The organism is Sulfitobacter sp. IGS-18 (assembly GCF_059628195.1).
Genome location: NZ_CM184556.1, coordinates 1,392,219 through 1,409,749 on the forward strand (window position 1 = coordinate 1,392,219; position 17,531 = coordinate 1,409,749).

Sequence of the window (17,531 nt, forward strand, 5' to 3'; positions counted from 1 at the left end):
CATGTTTGAAGCAGACGGCCTGACGGCGCTTTACCAGGACAATAACCACCGCCGCGCGCTGGACCAGCTCAACGCGGTCGGCGATGTGTTGAAATCCCGGTTCCACGATATGGACGAGGCGGTGGATTGCGTTCTGCTTGCCGCGCTGACGGGCGAGGCGATGGTGATGATCGGCCCCCCCGGAACCGCGAAATCGCGGCTGGTTCGGTCGTTCTGCCACCTGCTGGGACTGGTCAGCGACGGCACGATCACCGGCCATGCGACCGCCAAGGATGTCCGCAAGGAGGATTATTTCGAATACTTGCTGACGCAGTTCACCGAACCCAGCGAGTTGTTCGGGTTCTATGACCTCACGAAGTTGCAGAAGGGCGATGGAATGGTCCGCATCGACACGAACATGATGCAGAAGGCGCGGGTGGTGTTCCTCGATGAGGTGTTCAACGCCTCCAGCGCGATTTTGAATTCGCTGCTGACCTTCATGAACGAACGCATGTTCCATGACCGGGGTGAGCCGGTGCCGACCAATCTGGACCTGATGTTTTCCGCCACCAACCACGTGCCGACCGAACCGGGGCTGGAAGCGGTGTTCGACCGGTTTCTTTTGTGCTGCTGGATGCACAATGTCGTGCACGAAGGCGTACGAACCGCCGACATCCGCGATCTGGTCAAGGCGGGCTGGTCAGAGACACATGCCACCGAACTGAAGGCCGATCCGGACTGGGGCAGCCTGCTGGATACGCTGGCGCATTTGCGCGGCGATATCGACAAACGTACCGGCAGCGGTGAATTGCGCATCGACAGCGCCAGCCCGGTCTGGGCCGATTTTACCGAAATCGTCAACGGGATGTACAAGCACAACCTGTCGGCAATGTCGAACCGGCGGCTGGTCAAGCTGGCCGGGGTGGTCATGGCGCGCAGTCTGTTGCGCAGCGCTGCCGAAGGACTGGACCGGGCCGAGATTCTGCGCGGCGATCTGGATGTGGTCGTCAGGTTTTCCGCCAAGCGGGAGGACCCGGAGGATGTCTCGCTCAAGGCGATGCTGCTGAAAGAGCACACGCAGTGAGCGACAGATTCGGAATGTTGGAATTCGGACTGGTTGGGTCCGCGCACGGGTTGGCACCGGGGCCGGACCCGGGCGACAAAACGCGGACCTCGGCTGTGGCGATATTCGAGGGCATGCAGGACCGCCATGTGCCGGTGACGCCCGCGCTGGCGCAACGGCTGGCACAGCTTGGGACAGCGCGGCGCCCCGCCAGCGTGCCGGTGTGGGGGCGCGGCTACGATCTGGCCGGGGCGGCGATCGGGCTGGATCGGCGGCTGGGCAACAGCGAAGGCTGGAAACGGCTTGCCGATGTCTACCGGATCACGATCGCCGAACCGGTGCTGCGCGTCTCGGCGGTTCATCTCGGGATGGTCTGTCTGGTTGGCCCGGGCACCGATGCCGCGCAGGATGCGGTCGATTATGACGCTTACGCAGCATTGCTTGAACGCAGCGTTGCGGGTCTGCTGGCAGATCCCAAAGAGATGGGGCAGGGGTTCTGGATCGCAGCCGGGGTGACCTTGCTGAGCCATTACCGGGTCGGCCAGCGGACCGTCACGCGCCACGCGGACGATGGCGCGGCGGGGGTCAGCCCGGTGGCCGTTCAGGCCCGGCTGGCGCAACTGGTCTACGAGATCGAGCCGGAATTCCCGAAAAACGCCGTCCGGGTCCACCGGCGGATGAAGCCGATGCGCCGGTCCCACCGCGACCGGGTCGGGTATCGGCCCAAGGAGGGGGGCGTGACCGGGGCGCGGCGCAGTCGGCGGCTCGAAGATTTGCCGGATGCACTGCCATCGGCCTTTGTCCATCCGCGCGACCTGCAACTGGTGATGTGGGCCGAGGAAGGGTTCAACGTGGTCCTGCGGCCGCCAAAGCGGCGGCGGACGCGCGATCTGCTGGCGCTTGGCTATTGTGTGGCCGACCCCGGTTCGGACGCGGCGGCGGTGTTCAAGGCGGCCTGGATCGACGCGATGCCCCGGTTGCGGATCGTGCTGGAGGCGATGCGGTTGACGCAGACCGAACTTGGCTGGGCCGACCGACGCACCCTGGGGCTGGCGACCGCGGGGTTTTCGCTGTCGTCCGAGATCAACGGGATAGTCGGTGTCGGGGCGTCGCCGTTCGGACCGCGCGCGGCGCTTGACCCGATGGCGCTGGCCGGTGACCAGCGGCGCGAGAGCCTGACCCGGCTGGCGCTGGTACCGCGCATCTTTGAGGAAGTGCCGGATACGCTGATCGACAGCGCCACGGGCAGCGCCGAGGATACCGTTGCCGCGCGGCAGGTCGCCGCCGCTGTGATCGCCGCCAGCCTGGCGTCGCGCCAGCCCGCCGCGACCACGGGGGCCCGTGCCGCCGCTGAAACGGACACGCAGCAGATCGTCCTGTCGGACTACGGCGTCGTCTTCGTGTTGCAGGTCTGTCCGGCGGAACCGCGCGTCGGCGAATTCCGGGTGCCCGACTGGTCCGCCGACCGCCGCGCCATCATCGCCGGGATGGGGCTGGATCAGGCCCGGCACGTGCACGCTGCGATGGTGCTGGTGCCCGGCAGGCTGGATCCCGGCCAGGGCTTTACCGTGGTGTCCGACCGCGACCGCCAACCGCAGACCCTGCTGCTGGAGGACGACGGCGATGTCAAGGCGGCGCTTGCACGGCTGATCGGCCTGCTGTCGCTGTGGGTGCAGGACGAAGTGATCGAGGCCGTGCATGGCTGATCCGACCCGCAACATCGGACCGGCCTATGCCATGCAGCCGGTCGGGGCCAGAGTGATCCTGCGGGTCCTGTCGCGCATTGTCGACAGTGGCGAATGGGCCGATGCCGTCGCAATGGGGATATGCATCGCCCTTGGTCAGGACGACCGGCACCAGATTTTCCTGCCGGTTCACCGCAACCAACCCCAGGTCAGCGCGGAGCGGGCCAGAACCCTGCGGGAAAACCTGGTGGAATATGTCCGACAGGAGGGCGGGTTCCGCACGGCCCTGCGGTCGGCCTCGCAATCCTCGACGCCCGACCGGGGCGCACGGCAGATGCTGGCACCCGCGCTGGCCGCGGTGGCGCTGGCCTGCATCACCGGCGCCCGCCTGCGCGAACTGGGCGCATCGCCCAGAGCGCTGGTGCTGTTCGACGGCTATACCGCCGACCGCGCCGCGCAGTCCTTTGCCGACATCGTGCGGCGGGGGCGCAACGCCGAATTTGTCCTTTTAGGCGATGCCGGGGCGTCGGCCAGCGTCTGCGCGGTCTTCCTTGACGATTCGGTGGAGCTGATGGGCAGCGTTTCAACCTATTTCGCGCGGGGCGATATCGACCCGGACGTGCGGTTCATGGCCCCCTGCGAGGTTGGCAGCAGCACGTTGTGGCTGCCGCATGGTGCCAGACAACCCGACGATGAAATGGTGCGCGACCTTGCCGTGATCCTTTCTGTCGGCACCGACACGCCAGAGGCCGCGCAGTTCGCCTTTCTGCCCGACGACGGGGCGGGCGCGAAACTCTTTGCCCTGGGCGATCCCGAACCTGCGCTGCATGCCGTATCGGAGATGGCGCAGGACAGCCCGCCGATACAACCCTTCGATCTGAAGACGATGGAGATGCTGCCCGACACGACGGCACACGCGGAACTGGCCCGCAAGATCGCCGATCAGGGGCACCGTGTCGGTTATGAGGTGGCGCTGGTGCCGGTGCGCCGCGGTGGCGGGCCGGACGGCGGCATCGCAACCCTGCGGGCGCAGATCGAGGCGCTGGAAGAACGCATCGCCGAAATCACCCGGCTGGGTGCCCCGCAGACCCGCCTGCTGCGGTTTTCCGACGCGCAATTGCCCGCCATGATCGACGCGTTGCGCCGATTGCCGCCCGGCATCGTGGCCGATCCGGAATCGGCTCTGCATTATGCCGCCGGTCATTCGGCGGGGCGCGTGGAGCCTGCCCATTACCTCAGGTACGATCCTGCCGATCTGAACCTGGAGGTGCTGGAGGCCACCTGGCGCGCGCGGACCGAGGACCGCAGCATCGCCTATTGGCTGGAACCCTTCGTCGCCCATGCGCGGCAGATCCGAGAGACCCGCACACAGGTCTTTGTGCCTGCCGGGCATTTCCTCGCGCCGTCGCTGGCGCATTTTGGCGGCGACGTGGACGAGACGCTGCAACTTATCTTGGGCAATCTGTTCGACGAGCTGCCGAAGCCCGACAGGGACGAAACCGGGGATGTGCAGATGTTCCTGTTTTCGCCGTCGCCCGATCCCATGCTGCGGCTGGAGGTCGAATACCTCGATGCGCGCACCTTTGCGCCGGTGCGTCAGCATCTGCCGTGGCTGAACGACTATCTGCAAGTGCGCGGCCCCAATGCCGTCGACCGAGCGCAACTGGCCGATGTGGCCGCCAACCTCTATGAGGGCCATTTCGCCGAGATCATGGCCGAGCAGTTGCGCGATACCACCGGCGAGGTCGAGGGAGCCTGGGACGGGGCGCTGTCAGAGGTGGAAGGCACGGCGGCGGGGCTGCTGGGCGATCTGATCCGGGATATGGAGCGCAGCGCTGACCGGATCGCCGACATTCACCGCTATCTCGGCGAGGCCGACCGGTACATGCGATCACTTGAAACCACTATGACACTGGCGGCAAGCGCGCTGTCCGCCGGGGCGCAGGCGCCCAAAATGCTGGCAGGTCATGACGCCGCGATGACCCGCGAGCGCAAGGTTTTCGCCGACCGCATCCAGGCCGAGATCGTCCTGGGCGAAAAACATCTTGAGCAGGCCGAGCGGCGCATCGAGGCCCTGCGCGCGCGGCTTGACCGGATACGCGATTGGGGCCGCAGGTGACAGAGAAGCCAGAAACGCAAGCGCCAAAGGAAGCGGAAACCGTCGATCTGCGAGCGGATTTGCAGCGGCTTGATAGGCTGCTGCCACTTGCAGTGCAGGCGTTGCAGCGCGACCTGCCCGCGCGGACGCCCATCCTGCACGCCCGGAAACGCCTGCGGCACGCGGCAGAGCGACTCGGCACTGCGACATTCAGCCTTTCTGCGCGCTACCGCGCGGCGCAGCACAATGCGATCCGGTCCCGCCGGGGCATTGCCGGTGCAGTGTTCCGCCTCCGCCTTGTGCTGCTGGCAGAACTGCTGCTGGCGCTGCTGCGGCGGTATGGCCTGATCATGCTCGGTCTTGTGATCCTCGCGGGGGTGGTTTGGGGGGTATGGTACTTCCGTGACTGGCTGACGGACTTTCTGCCGCTGCCGGGTCAGCCTGCCGACCCCAGTGCACCTGCGGCTCCGGCCGGGGATGTGCAGTCGTGACCCGGCAGGATGGCCCCCATGCGCCGCCGATCCGCGGCCCCGGGCGATCGCGGATGCGAAGGATCGCGCAGCATCTGCCTGAGGGGCGCGAACGCCCGCTGATGCGGCGGTGGGGCATCGCGCTGCTGTGCGCCGGTGTCGTCACCGGATTGATCCTTGCGGTTGCCCGGCGCAGCTTTGCGACCGATGGTCCGTTCGTGCCGGTCTATTGGCTGCACGACCAGGTATATCTGCCGCTCAAGGGGCAATTCTGGACGGCCATGTTTCCTTATGCGCTGTTGTGGCTGGTGCCGACTACGGTGATCGCCGCGGTGCTGCTGGTCGAATGGCTCAGCCGTCACGGCCCGGTCCGGGCCATACACCGCGCCGCCATTCTGGCGCTGATCGGGCGCGGATACCTGACCTGGGTCCTGATCGGCTGGCGTCCGTCGCGGTTGCGGGGCGACGGGGGCAAATGGGTGCGGCAAACGGCCTCGGGCACTGGGCCCGGTGGCGGCTACCGGGGTTTCATGCGGCGGGTCATCGAGGAGGCTTTCTTCGCCGGATGGGACCGTGCCACGCGCGGCCGGGAGACCGGGATGAAGGCCCTGCCGCCCGGCACCTGCGCCGGGCTGGAGGTGCTGGCCTCGGCCCGCTTGCGGCTCGAAGGGCCGACGCCGCAGGGGTATCTTGCCGCGCTGGAGGTGGTTGTGCTGGCGCAGGTCGCCGGGCGCAGCGACTGGCGCTCCGGCCCCCTGAAGGAGGATTTTGCCCGGCTTGACGAAATCATTTGGCGTGACGCAGAGGCCGCATCCGCGCGGATCGCCGCGCGCGATGTCGCAGCGCTGGGGGCGGTGTTCCGCGAACAGACCGCCACCGCGACCGGCATGGCGCGCGAGGCCGGCGCAGAGCTGTTACAGACAAACGCGACGATGCAGGCCGCCGTGCTGGGCAAGCCGCTGGCCTTGGCGGAGACGACGCCGGTGCAGCTTGCTTGTATCGTATTGCGGTTTGCGAGCCGGGCGGCGGACGGCACCGCAGGGGCGCAGGGCGTGATCTTCCTCGATCTTTGGGCGACGGGTCGGGCGGCGCAGGCGGCTGGCGATCTGGCGGCGCGGCTTCATACCGCCGAACGGCTGATCGACTTTGAAACCTGGGCGGCACTGATCGAAACCGCCGCGATGCAAACCCGCCCGCAGGCCGGGCATCTCGACAGCGTTCTGTCTGCCACAGCCGCCGGGGCGGGCCGCGCGGAGCGGTTTGCCAGAACCGGAGCCGGGCAATGAAGTGGCGCTGGGACGTCGCACGGCAGACCTCGGCGGATCGGCAGCGGGCCGATCTGCGCCGCCGCCAGCGTGACGCCCGCCCGGCAGAGCGGGTGGACCGTGTCAGCCTGACCGTCGCCGCGTTGACGGTATTGCTGCTGGTCGGGATCGCCTGGTTGATCGCCCGCAGCGAAGACCGTGCGGGGCAGTTCGATCCGCCGACCGTCCGGCCCTTGCCCGACGCGCGCATTCTTGAAAACCTCCGCGACGGTACCGCGCCTTTCGTTGCCGGTGTCGCATTGGGCAATGGCGCGGGCGATGTGGTTGTGGCGCGGCGCGATGGCACGCTGACGCAGGTGAACCTGGTCACCGGGGTGCTGCGCAGCCGGGCCAATCCGCTGGATCAGGACGGGCTGGAATCGCCGTTGGCGCTGTTGTCGGCGGGTTGCGGCTGGATCGACCCGACGCAGACCGGGTGCGCCGACCCCGACGCGCTTTTCGCCGTGACCGAGGGGGGCGGCCTGGCCGAACGTCAGCGCGGCAACCGCTGGCGGACGCTGGTGTCGGATCGGCCCTGGACCGGGCTGACCGGCAAGCCGGTGCAACAACAGGCCGTCATCGGATGGGCGGCCAGCGACGATGGCCGGTTTGTGGTGGTCAATGCAGGGGCGGAGGGGCTGGGTCTGTTCGATCAGAACCGCGCCGAATGGATCGTGCCCGTGGACCAGCAGGCCCTGCTGGACGCCGCAAAGGAGGGCTCGGTTCATATCGTGCCTGAAGGCGACGTGTTCTGGTTTGCATCGCGCAACGGGCTGGGCCGTCTGCGCGCGGGCGCGGGCAGACCGGCGCTGGAATGGTCCGAAGACCGGGCGACCGCTTTCCTGCATCTGACCGAGACCCGCAGCCGGGGCATGATGGCCGTGATCGAACGGCGGTGCCCCGGCAACGTCGCGCCCGGATGCCGCGCCGTGGTCGAGGTACGTGGGCTTGATGCCTGGACCCCGCTGATCGGCGAAGAAAACTTGTTTGGCGATCTGACGACCCCGCGGATTTCCCATGTCGCCGAACAGGACGGGCGGCTGATCACCATCGGTCAGGACGGGATTTACCGGTACGACCCGACACGCCGATCCTGGTCACAGCTCAGCGCCGCGCCGGTGGACAGCTATTTCGTGGAAACCGGTGGCGCGCGGATACATGCCGCGATGAACAACGAGATCGTCACTGTGCGGGCCGGGAACGTCTCGGCGCGGTTGGCTGGCAGAAAGGGTCCGTTCACGCAGATCATGCCGATGCCGGGTGGCGGGCTGATCGGTCTGAACGACAAGGCAGAATTGCACGATCTGACCGCCGACAAGGTGCTGGGCTTTCGCGATGCGGGCGCACCTCCGGATGCGGTGCTGCAGACCGGGGCGTCGGTCGGCGATACCGCGCTGGCGCTTGGTCCGGCAGGGGCGTTGGTGCACGACATCGCGAACCGGCGGTACAGCTGGATCCCCGGCGATTCGCTGGACCCTGCGTTTAAGAGGGGCGACATGCGCCTGGTCGCGGCGGCGGGGCAATTCTGGTTGGTCAGGCCGAGGCAGGGTGCGGTGTACCGCATCGCCATCGCCGGTGCCGCGCCGGATCAGACGCTTTCCGTCGATCAGGTGGCGCGCCTGCCCGGCCCCTTGCGCGACCTTGAAGGGGGCAGAGACGCGCTGCGCATCGTGGCGGGTGACGGACGCAGTTACCGGATCACGCCCATGGGCGACGCGGGGGCCCGGACAATCCCAGGGATCGGCAGCGATCGGCAAGGCGACACCACGCTGCGCTTCATGGCTGGTACGGCCAACCGGCTGTTTGCGTCGGACGGATCGCAGGTCTGGAACTACGACGTGACCGCGCGCGACTGGTCCGGGCCGGTCGATGGGCCCGGGTCGGAGGCGATCCGCGATCTGGCCATCGGGCGCGCGGATTTTGTGCTTGGGTCCGGCGGAGGGGTTTTTCGGCGCGAAGACAGCGCCTGGGACAGGATATTCTCGCGCGGGGAGGACGCGGAAATCGGATTGGCGCAGATCACGGATGCGCGGGCCGAAGGCGACGCGCTGTTCCTGGCGGGCCGCGGCCGTGTCCAACGCTACGACACGCAGGCCAGCGCGTTTCGCGCCACCTGGCAGGGCGGTGCCGCCCAGGACGTGCGGGTGGTCGACATCTGGAACGGCCTGCCGGTGTGGCTGTCGGGGGGGCGTCTGATGTACGGCGAAGAGCCGATGACGGGGGCCTTCGTCGAAAGCGCCTTTCGCACCGGTGACGGGTTCCTCGCCGTGGCGCGCGACGGTATCGGAGGCCGTCTGGCGGTTCATTTCCGCACGCCGGATGCGACCCCTGTCTGTACCTTCTTTGGCGCGCCCGCGCCTGCCGGAGCCGTGCGGGATGTCGCCGCCTTGCCCGATGGCCGCGTCCTCGCCGCGACCGACAGCGGTGTCGGTCTGTATGTTCCGCAGCAGCGGCGCTGGGTGGCGGCGGATGCGCTGGTCTTGCCCGACGGCGGACGCTATCACATCACGCCGACCCATCTGATCGCGGTTTCCCGCAGCGTGCTGCGCACGGTGGCGCTGTCGGATCTGGTCCCGATCGAAAGTTGCGCTGTGCCCGAATATCCAGTCGGCTGGGCGCAGGATTTCAACGTCCGATCCGCCGCCTACAACGCCGGGACCGGGCAGGCGGCGCTGCTGGGACCTGGCGGAGACCTCGCGGTCTGGAGCGCGGGCAAGTTGGAGAGCCGGCTGGGCAGGCCCAACACCGGCCCGGTCATGGACGACCTGCGCGGTGTCGTGCAGAACGGCAACGGGTTGCTGTTCAGCACCTACAGCGCCCTTTGGACCTATGATGCCGGGGCGCGGCGATGGAAAACCTATCCGTTGCAGTTTCCAGCCGGGGCCATAAGCGAAGTAGTCGAGGTCGATGTGACCGATCCGGTGGACGGGCGTGCGCGGGTTACGGTGTGGTTGCGCGACGGACGCAGCCTTGGCGGAACCTGGACCGCTGCGGGCGAGGATGTCGATCTGCGCGTTTTGCAAACCGTATCGCTGGCGCGGATCGACACCCCCGCAAGCGAGATCGAGGACATCGCGGCCCGCGAGGGATTGATCGCCGTCGGCGCGCGATCCGGCATCGCGTTCGGCGATCCCGGATCGGCGCGGCTGACCGGGCGGCTGCGCTATGCCCTCGGATCGGCGGTCAAGGCCACGCCGTTGATGGTTGGCGCGACCGTGGCGTTTGTCGAAGGTGACGATATGTCGGCACCCGCTGCTGTGCACATCCTGCCGCAGGGTTACGATCTGGCGGGGCTCAACGGAACGCTAGCGCAGCTGGCGTTTCACCATACGCCGGGCACCGACCGTACCTGGGGACTGTCCAGTGATGGCGCGGTCCTGTGGCGGGTCACGGCGGACGGCAGCCTGCATGCCTGCGATGTTATACCGGGTAAGGCCACACCCGAGACCTGCAAACCTGTGCTGTCTGCGCCGCTGAGCTATGATCCGGTGACGCTTGAGGCTGCTGTGAGGGTGGGCAACGCCCTTTATATGCAGCTTGGAAACGATCTGCTGCGGCTTGACGTCGATCTGCGAAATCCGGTGCCGGTGCGGGGCCTGACCGGGTTGGTGCAGGGCGCGGAATTCTATCGATACGACGAGACGTTACTGGTGCGCGACCCTGCGTCGGGCGCATTGTACCGGGTGCGCGACGATCAGGCGGCGCTGCTGGCCGTTGATGTCGATCAGATCGGCGCTGATGGCGTGGGGTTGATATTGGCGCAGGGCGACAGGCTGCGCCGGATCACGGCTGAGGGGCGCGACGTGCCCTTCGCGACGGCGGACGGTGACGTGCTTCAGAGCCCCGGCTACGACTGGGTGCGGGGCGGAGTCCCGGCGGGGTTGGACGCGGCCGGGGTGCCGGTGGTCGAGGGCAAGGTGCTGGACGATGCGCCTGCGCTGCCAGCTTTCGAGCCGATCCACCGCGTATTTGCTGTTCCGTCCCGTTATTCTGATCTTGCGGTCGCGCTGACGTTCTATGTGCAATACGCCGATGGCAAGGTGCAGGGCTGGACGCTGGCACGGTGCAGCGCCGGCGACCGAACCGGCCTTGAGCTGCCCTGTTACCGGCGGCGCTTTGACGTGGCTTTTGACGCCATCACGCTTGGCCCGTTGCGCGGCCTCTCCGATGCCGCCGCTCCCGATTTGCTGTTCGATAACGCAACGGTGACGCAATCTGCCGATCCGCAACCGGTTCTGACGCTGCGGGACGGTGTGGTCGCTTCATTCCGGCGGCCAGCTGGGATTCCATCGGCCAAGGCCGAGGTGGCGCGCTGGACCGTTGCGCACGACGGCAGGAGCGAACTGGCCCCGGCCCGGTTGGAAAATGCGGTTTCGGTGCTTACCGGGATGCGCAGCTACGAGTCGCGGGCATCGGTATCGAACCGCCTTGCGCGCTGGAATGCTTGGGATCACGGGTGGATCGGATGGGACCGGGAGACGGAAATGATCCGGTTTCAGGGGCCTGACAGGAAGCCTATTCTGATGCCCGCCGACGAGGCGCTGCCCGAAGGTATTGCGCTGCCGATGCATCCGGGCCGTGCGTCGATGACCGGACCGGGGGGGGAGGGTCACGCATGGATCAATCGCTTTGGTCTTTGGCACATCCCGAAGGATACGAACGGTGCGTTATTGATCAGCGCGGCGGGTGCAGCCGATGTGGTGGCGCTGGACAAGGGGCGGTTCCTGCTGTCCGAGGCCAAGGGGATCGACCCGGTGACGGGTGCGGCCCAGACCGACGGCGGCAACCGTATTATCGACCTCGGCAGCCTGCGCGTGCAGGAGAACCTCCGCAACCGGCAGGTCAGCGCGATTGCGCGGCGCGCTGATGCCAGCGGTGTCGATCCGGTGTTTGCCGCCCAGGGGTTTCTGTTCGATCTGCGGCATGCGGTCGGCTGGTTCGGCCCGCAGATCACGCTGGCCAGCGCGATGGGGCTGGTGTCGGCCAGCGCGCTGGACGGGTTCGACCCCGGCCCCGGTACCGGTCGAGTGGCACGCGTGCTGCAGACAGGAGGTGATCGGGTTTTGCTGGCTGCGGACCGGTGGTTCAGCCGACCCATGGGCGGCATGGCGGGCTGGACGCCTCTGCCGGGGGACCCCACGGTGGCGCGCATCGCGGCGCAGATCGAGGGGGCGACATGGCGGATTGATGCGCGCGGGCTGGTGATCGCGGCAGCACCTGACGCGCCCTGGAAAACCTCCGGCACCGGGCTGGCCTTTGACATCGACCAATTGCAGACCCTGACCGGCGACCGCGACACGGTCCTGCTGGCGACCGGCCTTGGAACCCACGTGTTGCGCCGGGCTGCCGAACTGAGCGATCCGGGCAAAGCGGTCACGCAAACGCCCCCCGGCGCGGTGTTCGACATGGTGCCTGAGGTCGGCCAGCCCAACCTGTTTTTCGCCCGGTCCGGCGGCGCGGTGACTGATGTCTGGGACAGCGTCGCGCAGCACTGGCGGGCTGCCGCAGGGGTCGGACGTGCGCCCTGGGAGCGGCGCAAGGCCATCAACACTGCGCAGTTTGAGCTGACAGTTAACGCGGCCCCGGCCGGGAACGCGGCATATCGCACGGTCGAGACGCTGACCGGGGCGTCGCGGCGGGCGTCTTTCGCCTGGCGCAGCGGCGAGAAATTCCCCTTCGACGTCGCCACGGCGTTGCACGCGGACCGTCAGGCGGTCTATCTGGGCACCCGGTTCGGATTGCGCCGGTTGGGGCCGGACGGCACCATGCAGACCGCGATTATGGACATAGCCCGCAACACGACACCAAATGCACCCGCCGAAGCGATCGCCGCTGTCGGTCTGCCCCATGCCACCCCGGACCGTATTCTGATTGGCGGGCGCGATGGCGGCTGTGCGGAACGCAAGGCGGCTGCCGCAGCCTTCGTGCCCTGCATCAGCGCCCTGTCGCTGAGCGAACGCCGCGTGGTGGAAACCGAGCTGTGGTCATGGCGAAAGTCGGATGGCGATATTGCCGGGGTTTACAAGCTTGCCGGGAGGGGCAGCCTGACGATTTCGACCCGTCTCCGGGGCCGCTGGCCGCATGACGTGCTGCGCGGGCAGACCACCTGCGGCGGCACGCGGATCGAATTGTGGGAAGACGGCCGCCACCTGCGCGATCAGGGACAGCTGATCGCGCTGCCCCGCGACGCAGGCGGATGGGCCGGATTGCACTGCCGGACCGGGGCGCTGAACCTGGGGCAGGGGCGTGTGGTGCAGGGCGGGGTCTATCTGCTGGGGTCCGGCGGCGCGGTGAACGAGCGCCAGGCGCAGGGCCGATGGGTGCCCATCGCCACACCGCTGGCCGAGGGCGTGCAGGCGGCAGATCGCGGCACCTGGATCATCGACCGCGCGCGGATGCGGCTGGTCGTCGGCCTGCTGGCGCAATCCTATCAGTTACGGTGGCGCGACGACCTATGGCGCGCCATGGCCTGGGTCGGGGGGCTGCCGCAGATTGATGTCACCCGGGGGTTCGTGACCGGGCGCACCGGGACCGCCGCGCAGGCTGGCGGGTTGGACCGGGTAACGCCGCTGGGTCTGGTGGCACATGATCTGGCCGCCGGTGCACTGCGTCTGGACCCTGACACGTTGCTGGTCCGGGCGGCGGCACCGGTGCCCGCGCTGGCGGATTGTCTTCCCGAACGGCTGGAACGGCTGGACGGCGGTCATCATGCCACGGAAACCCTGCCCGGCAGCCCCGTGCAGTTCCGCTGCGCCGACGGGCGGGTGTTTCGCGAAGCGCCCGGTGCAGCCGTCGATATCGGGGCGCTGACGCCGCTGACACCCGATCCCTTCGCCGCGCGGGTTCTGGTGGGGCCGGACCGGCCCTGGGAATGGACCAAATCCGACACCCAGCCCGGCAAGGCCGCCTTTGTCGAGGCGCGCATCGGCGAAGAGCCGCTGGCGTTGGCGGGGGGACGGTTTTCCGTTGATGGCTATACCAGGGTTCTGGGACCGTTTGCCGACGGACTGAACCTGATCGGGCAGGACGGCTGGTGGCAGTATCCGGGTGACGGACTGGCGCTGTTCGATGCGACGCGTCCGACATCGGTGCCCGCGCCATCGCAGATCGACGCCGCCACCGCCGACCGCCACGCCGAAACGCGCGCCCCTCGTCTGTGCCTGCGTGGCCCGGGCGGATCGGTCGCGCTGGATGCGGATGGCAAACCCGAGCGGGTGGAAATCTGCCGCACCTGGCTGGGCGGCGACCGGTTCTGGCAGTACCGTCAGGTGCTGGACGGCGGTCCGGTCGCCACCGGCGTGGCACGCAACGGCCCCGCGATCTCGCGCGGGATCGAGGCCGGGCGTTTTGCCGATCTGATCGTTGCGGGCGCGCCGCACCTGATGCGGGAGACGGACTTGCGTCTGGCTGTGCCGACCCGCATTGGCGCGATGCTGCTGTCGGCTGACGGCGGTGTCGGCGATTATCTGAAGTTCGACGCCCCGGCGGCACTGATGACCGATGCCGGGGGCCAGGTGTCGGTACTAGGCGTGGATGGATTGAAGGCACCCCGCGACGGGGCGGTGCCGTTTTGCACCGGTGCCGCACGGCTGGGCGATCCGGGGCCTGATGCCTTTGCCATCGAACGGCTTGAAATGATGCATGGTGAGAGGCTGCGCGCCTTTGGCCGCGGCGCGGATGGCGCGCGCAGGGCCGTCTCGATTGCCTGTGCGCCGCAGGATGCACGGGCGACGCCGCTGCGGGCGCAAGCCGAGGTGCGGGGTCGGACCAGACACCGGACGACACTTGCCCTGGCAGGCGGTGCCACGGGGCGTGTCGTGATCGGTGCGCCGGACGGGGAGTTGCGGGCAGGCGACGGACGCGACCGGTTCCTGACCCTGAAGCCGGAAACCGGGCCAGCCGATTTCGGCACCTTGCTGACCGTTCTGGCAGCCGACGGTGCGCGGAATGCTCTGGTTCTGACGCCAGAGGAGCTTTTCGAGGTCGATCTGGACCGGGTGATCTCAGACCTTGCCGAGGTTTCCCCCATGCCGCAGGAGAACGGGCCCGAACCGGTCGTGCCAGAGGCCGCGCCGACCGCAGATCAGCCCGCGCCATCGCCGCCGCAAACGCCGGACCCTGCGCCAACCCCCGCACCCCGGTCCGCGACGCCACAGACGGATCTGGCGATTGACGAGGAGGTACCGGTGCACGCGCCGGAACCGCCTTCGCTTTTCGCGCCGGAGGACGAGACGTTGCGCGATCCGCCCGAAGCGTCGATTGCAGGTTATCCCGGCCCGCAGCCCCCTGACACGGTGATCGACCTGCGCACGGATCGTCAGGCCACGCGCCGGGTGCAGATCGCATTGGTGGCGCTTGGGCTGCTGAACGACACGGTGGATGGACTGGCGGGGCCGAAAACCCGCGCCGCATTGGGGCGCTATCTGAAAGCTTCGGAAACGCCGCGGGACGCGAAACTGACGGTAGAGCAATACTGGCGTTTGACCGGGGAGGTGTACCCATGACCGACACTGCGCCGCCGGACGATACAGTGTTGCCGATGCAGGGCAGCATCCGGTTCCTTTCCCCATCCAAAAGGCTGGGACGCGCGGGCCTGTTTCCTGACAGCATCGAATGGCTGAACCCGCCGTTGCCGGAGGTGCGCATCGTCCCGCGGAAAGTGTCCGAGAAAGACGAAGCGAAGGAGGCTGCGGAGGATGAACCGAAGAAGTCCGAAGACGACGATACGCCTGCGAAAGAAGACGACGATTCAGCTGACAAAGAAGAGGCATCCGATGATACAGCCACGCCGGCTTTCGCCCGTGTCTATCGGTTCGATCTGCGCAAGGGGATTTGGCAAAATGGCGACAACGAGAAACTGGACGGTCGCCTGGACAAGAAAACCAGGAAAGAGCTGACCGGCAAGTTGACCAAGCTGGCGCATAAATTCAATGCAGAGTTCGGGAAGATCGTGACTGCCCACCAGATGCCGGACGCCCTGCGCATGGATTACGGTGGACTTGCCGCCGTGCCACCTCCGGGACGCGCGCGGGGCTTTTCCGTTGCGCGCAAATGGCGGGGCGCAAGCCAGGCCTGGCTGTCGGATCAATTGTCGGAACTGGAACGGTTGGAGGCTTGGCGCAAGGATGTGCGGACGGGTCCGGCGCTGTTGCAGCAACGGCTTGCAGAGCTGTTGGCGCCGATGAATCGGCCCGCACCGATCCGGCTGAGCGTCGATCCCGGCAGTACCCGGACCAAACTGACCTGTGACCTGATCATGCCGCCCGAGGCCCTGCATTTCGGTCTGAGGCCCAAGCTTTCCGGGCAGAGCCTGGAATTTTCCGCCAAAGAGCAGTGGCAACCTGCCCGGGTCTGCGCCGCCGTGGGGCTGTCGCAGGCGGTGGCCTTGGCCCATGCGGTGCGGCTGGTCCTGCCGACGCCGGAGACCCGCCTGTCTGTCCGGCTGAGCGTCGTTTCCGAAAACCGGCATGCCCCCGCGCCGCATCCGGTGCTGGACCTGACGGTTGGTGAGGCGGGCTGGTTGCGCGGGCTAGATGCGGTGGCAAGACTGTCGGTTTTCCAACTTGTCGAAAAGATGCCGCCGGGCCTGACGCTGCTGGACCACGATGGTGTTTTTCAAAACCGGAAAACGCCGCTGACCTGAACGGGAACAGGGGCGGGGTTCAAGTGTCGTGCGGATGCTGAACCGGTCCGTTTCGACAGGCACCGGAATCTCTGTTCTTTCTTATTTTTCGGCCTGGGCGGAAATCATCGCGAGGGTGTCCGCAGCGCTCGCCGCTTCGAGCTGGAAACCCAGGCATTCGGACTCGGCCTTTGCCTCTTCCAGTATGTCGTGCGCAAAGCCGTATTCGTGGCGCGCGAATTGTATCTGGCCATAGACGACCAGCCCGACCAGCTTGTTCAGCCGCAAACCATGGCGGGCGCTCATTGCGATACAGCGCGATACCGCCCCTGCCGCCAGCCCTAACTCGCCCCGTGCCCACCGCATCTGACCGTTGGCAAGATAGACGTTTAGTTTTCGATCAGCGTTGTGCAGGTCAACAATAGGTCAACCTGTCTAACTACATTGTTCCCCGTTTGCACCCGTCTGCTGCGGCAAATGAGATTGGAAAAAGTTTTCAGTTCAGGGGTTTATTGCATAACCTGTTGAAGTTTAAAGGTAGCCATACTTCCGGGAGAAGCGGCTCATAACCTGAAGGTTACTTTTCACTTCCGGTTCACGATCATTGGCTGCCTCTTCTTTTCTCCCACATGTTTCGCGCGGCATAAGAGCACTTCAACCGCCCGGCTATTGTCTTCGGTCCCGTTGACAACCCACCGTGCAGTCGACAACGCCGTTTTCCCACCGTCGGAGCGTTCTTGCATTTATCGCCGCTTCTCGTGCGGGCATTGCATGTAGAAACTACTCGATCATTGACGTCTGGTGAGAAAAACTGTGCATGGGGTCCCTTCCAAACGGGCCTACTGCTCTCAAATAGTCGAACACGCAGGGCGAGTGCGATGTTCCGCAAAGCTCTGGGCGGAGCTTTGGGCAAATACAGGGTCCTTTCCCAACGAATGATCGTAGAAGGTGCCACCCCAGCCGCCCGAGCCACGGCACGAATGCTGGCCCCGTAGCTCAACCTGGCGTCGCGTAGAATGGAACCGCTTTGGTCAGTTAGATTGCTTGACATGAGTCATTTCAAACTGGATAGCACTGCATCTGTAGCAGTAATCTGAATAGTCGCATCTCAAACAGTCACCTAACCCGATAGAAGCGGCAGGATTGCGATATCAACGGCATTCGTATTGCTGGAACTTGATGCTCTGCAACGGTTCATATTTTTGGCTTCCATGCGTTTGTCGCGCACTATCAGTCTCGCGTATTCGACCCCAGCTTTCCCATCCAAAAAATCACCGCCATAGGTCGAGCGAAACGACGTTGCCGGCCCA

9 protein-coding genes are annotated in these 17,531 nt (G+C 66.6%); 7 read left to right on the forward strand and 2 right to left on the reverse strand.

From position 1 onward, the window contains the following. The first annotated feature begins 1 nt into the window (after position 1). The 7 genes from ACWNZ3_RS06690 to ACWNZ3_RS06720 are packed head-to-tail and all read left to right on the forward strand — an operon-like array spanning position 2 to position 16,242. Positions 2-1,063 carry an AAA family ATPase gene (locus ACWNZ3_RS06690; protein WP_496901621.1) on the forward strand — a complete coding sequence of 354 codons (1,062 nt, stop codon included), beginning with the start codon at positions 2-4 and terminating at the stop codon, positions 1,061-1,063. Beyond that, complete coding sequence (locus tag ACWNZ3_RS06695; protein WP_496901622.1) at positions 1,060-2,748, forward strand: hypothetical protein; 1,689 nt, start codon at positions 1,060-1,062, stop codon at positions 2,746-2,748. Before ACWNZ3_RS06690 ends, ACWNZ3_RS06695 begins: the two co-directional genes overlap by 4 nt. Continuing rightward, positions 2,741-4,846, forward strand: a complete 2,106-nt coding sequence (locus ACWNZ3_RS06700) for a hypothetical protein (RefSeq protein WP_496901623.1) — start codon at positions 2,741-2,743, stop codon at positions 4,844-4,846. Before ACWNZ3_RS06695 ends, ACWNZ3_RS06700 begins: the two co-directional genes overlap by 8 nt. Beyond that, complete coding sequence (locus ACWNZ3_RS06705; RefSeq protein WP_496901624.1) at positions 4,843-5,316, forward strand: hypothetical protein; 474 nt, start codon at positions 4,843-4,845, stop codon at positions 5,314-5,316. The genes ACWNZ3_RS06700 and ACWNZ3_RS06705 overlap by 4 nt, the downstream gene beginning before the upstream one ends. A 53-nt stretch (positions 5,317-5,369) precedes the next feature. Continuing rightward, positions 5,370-6,581: a hypothetical protein gene (locus ACWNZ3_RS06710; RefSeq protein WP_496901625.1), complete on the forward strand. Its 1,212-nt coding sequence runs from the start codon at positions 5,370-5,372 to the stop codon at positions 6,579-6,581. Then, positions 6,578-15,103, forward strand: a complete 8,526-nt coding sequence (locus ACWNZ3_RS06715; RefSeq protein WP_496901626.1) for a hypothetical protein — start codon at positions 6,578-6,580, stop codon at positions 15,101-15,103. The genes ACWNZ3_RS06710 and ACWNZ3_RS06715 overlap by 4 nt, the downstream gene beginning before the upstream one ends. Next, positions 15,100-16,242, forward strand: a complete 1,143-nt coding sequence (locus ACWNZ3_RS06720; RefSeq protein WP_496901627.1) for a hypothetical protein — start codon at positions 15,100-15,102, stop codon at positions 16,240-16,242. Before ACWNZ3_RS06715 ends, ACWNZ3_RS06720 begins: the two co-directional genes overlap by 4 nt. Before the next feature lie 81 nt (positions 16,243-16,323). Here the strand turns inward: ACWNZ3_RS06720 and ACWNZ3_RS06725 are convergent, their stop codons facing one another. Both ACWNZ3_RS06725 and ACWNZ3_RS06730 read right to left on the reverse strand, forming a co-directional pair. Then, positions 16,324-16,587 carry a hypothetical protein gene (locus tag ACWNZ3_RS06725; protein ID WP_496901628.1) on the reverse strand — a complete coding sequence of 88 codons (264 nt, stop codon included), beginning with the start codon at positions 16,585-16,587 and terminating at the stop codon, positions 16,324-16,326. A 235-nt stretch (positions 16,588-16,822) separates the two neighbouring features. Continuing rightward, positions 16,823-17,272, reverse strand: coding sequence for an HGGxSTG domain-containing protein (locus tag ACWNZ3_RS06730; protein WP_496901629.1), 450 nt, complete (start codon positions 17,270-17,272; stop codon positions 16,823-16,825). Positions 17,273-17,531: the final 259 nt, after the last annotated feature.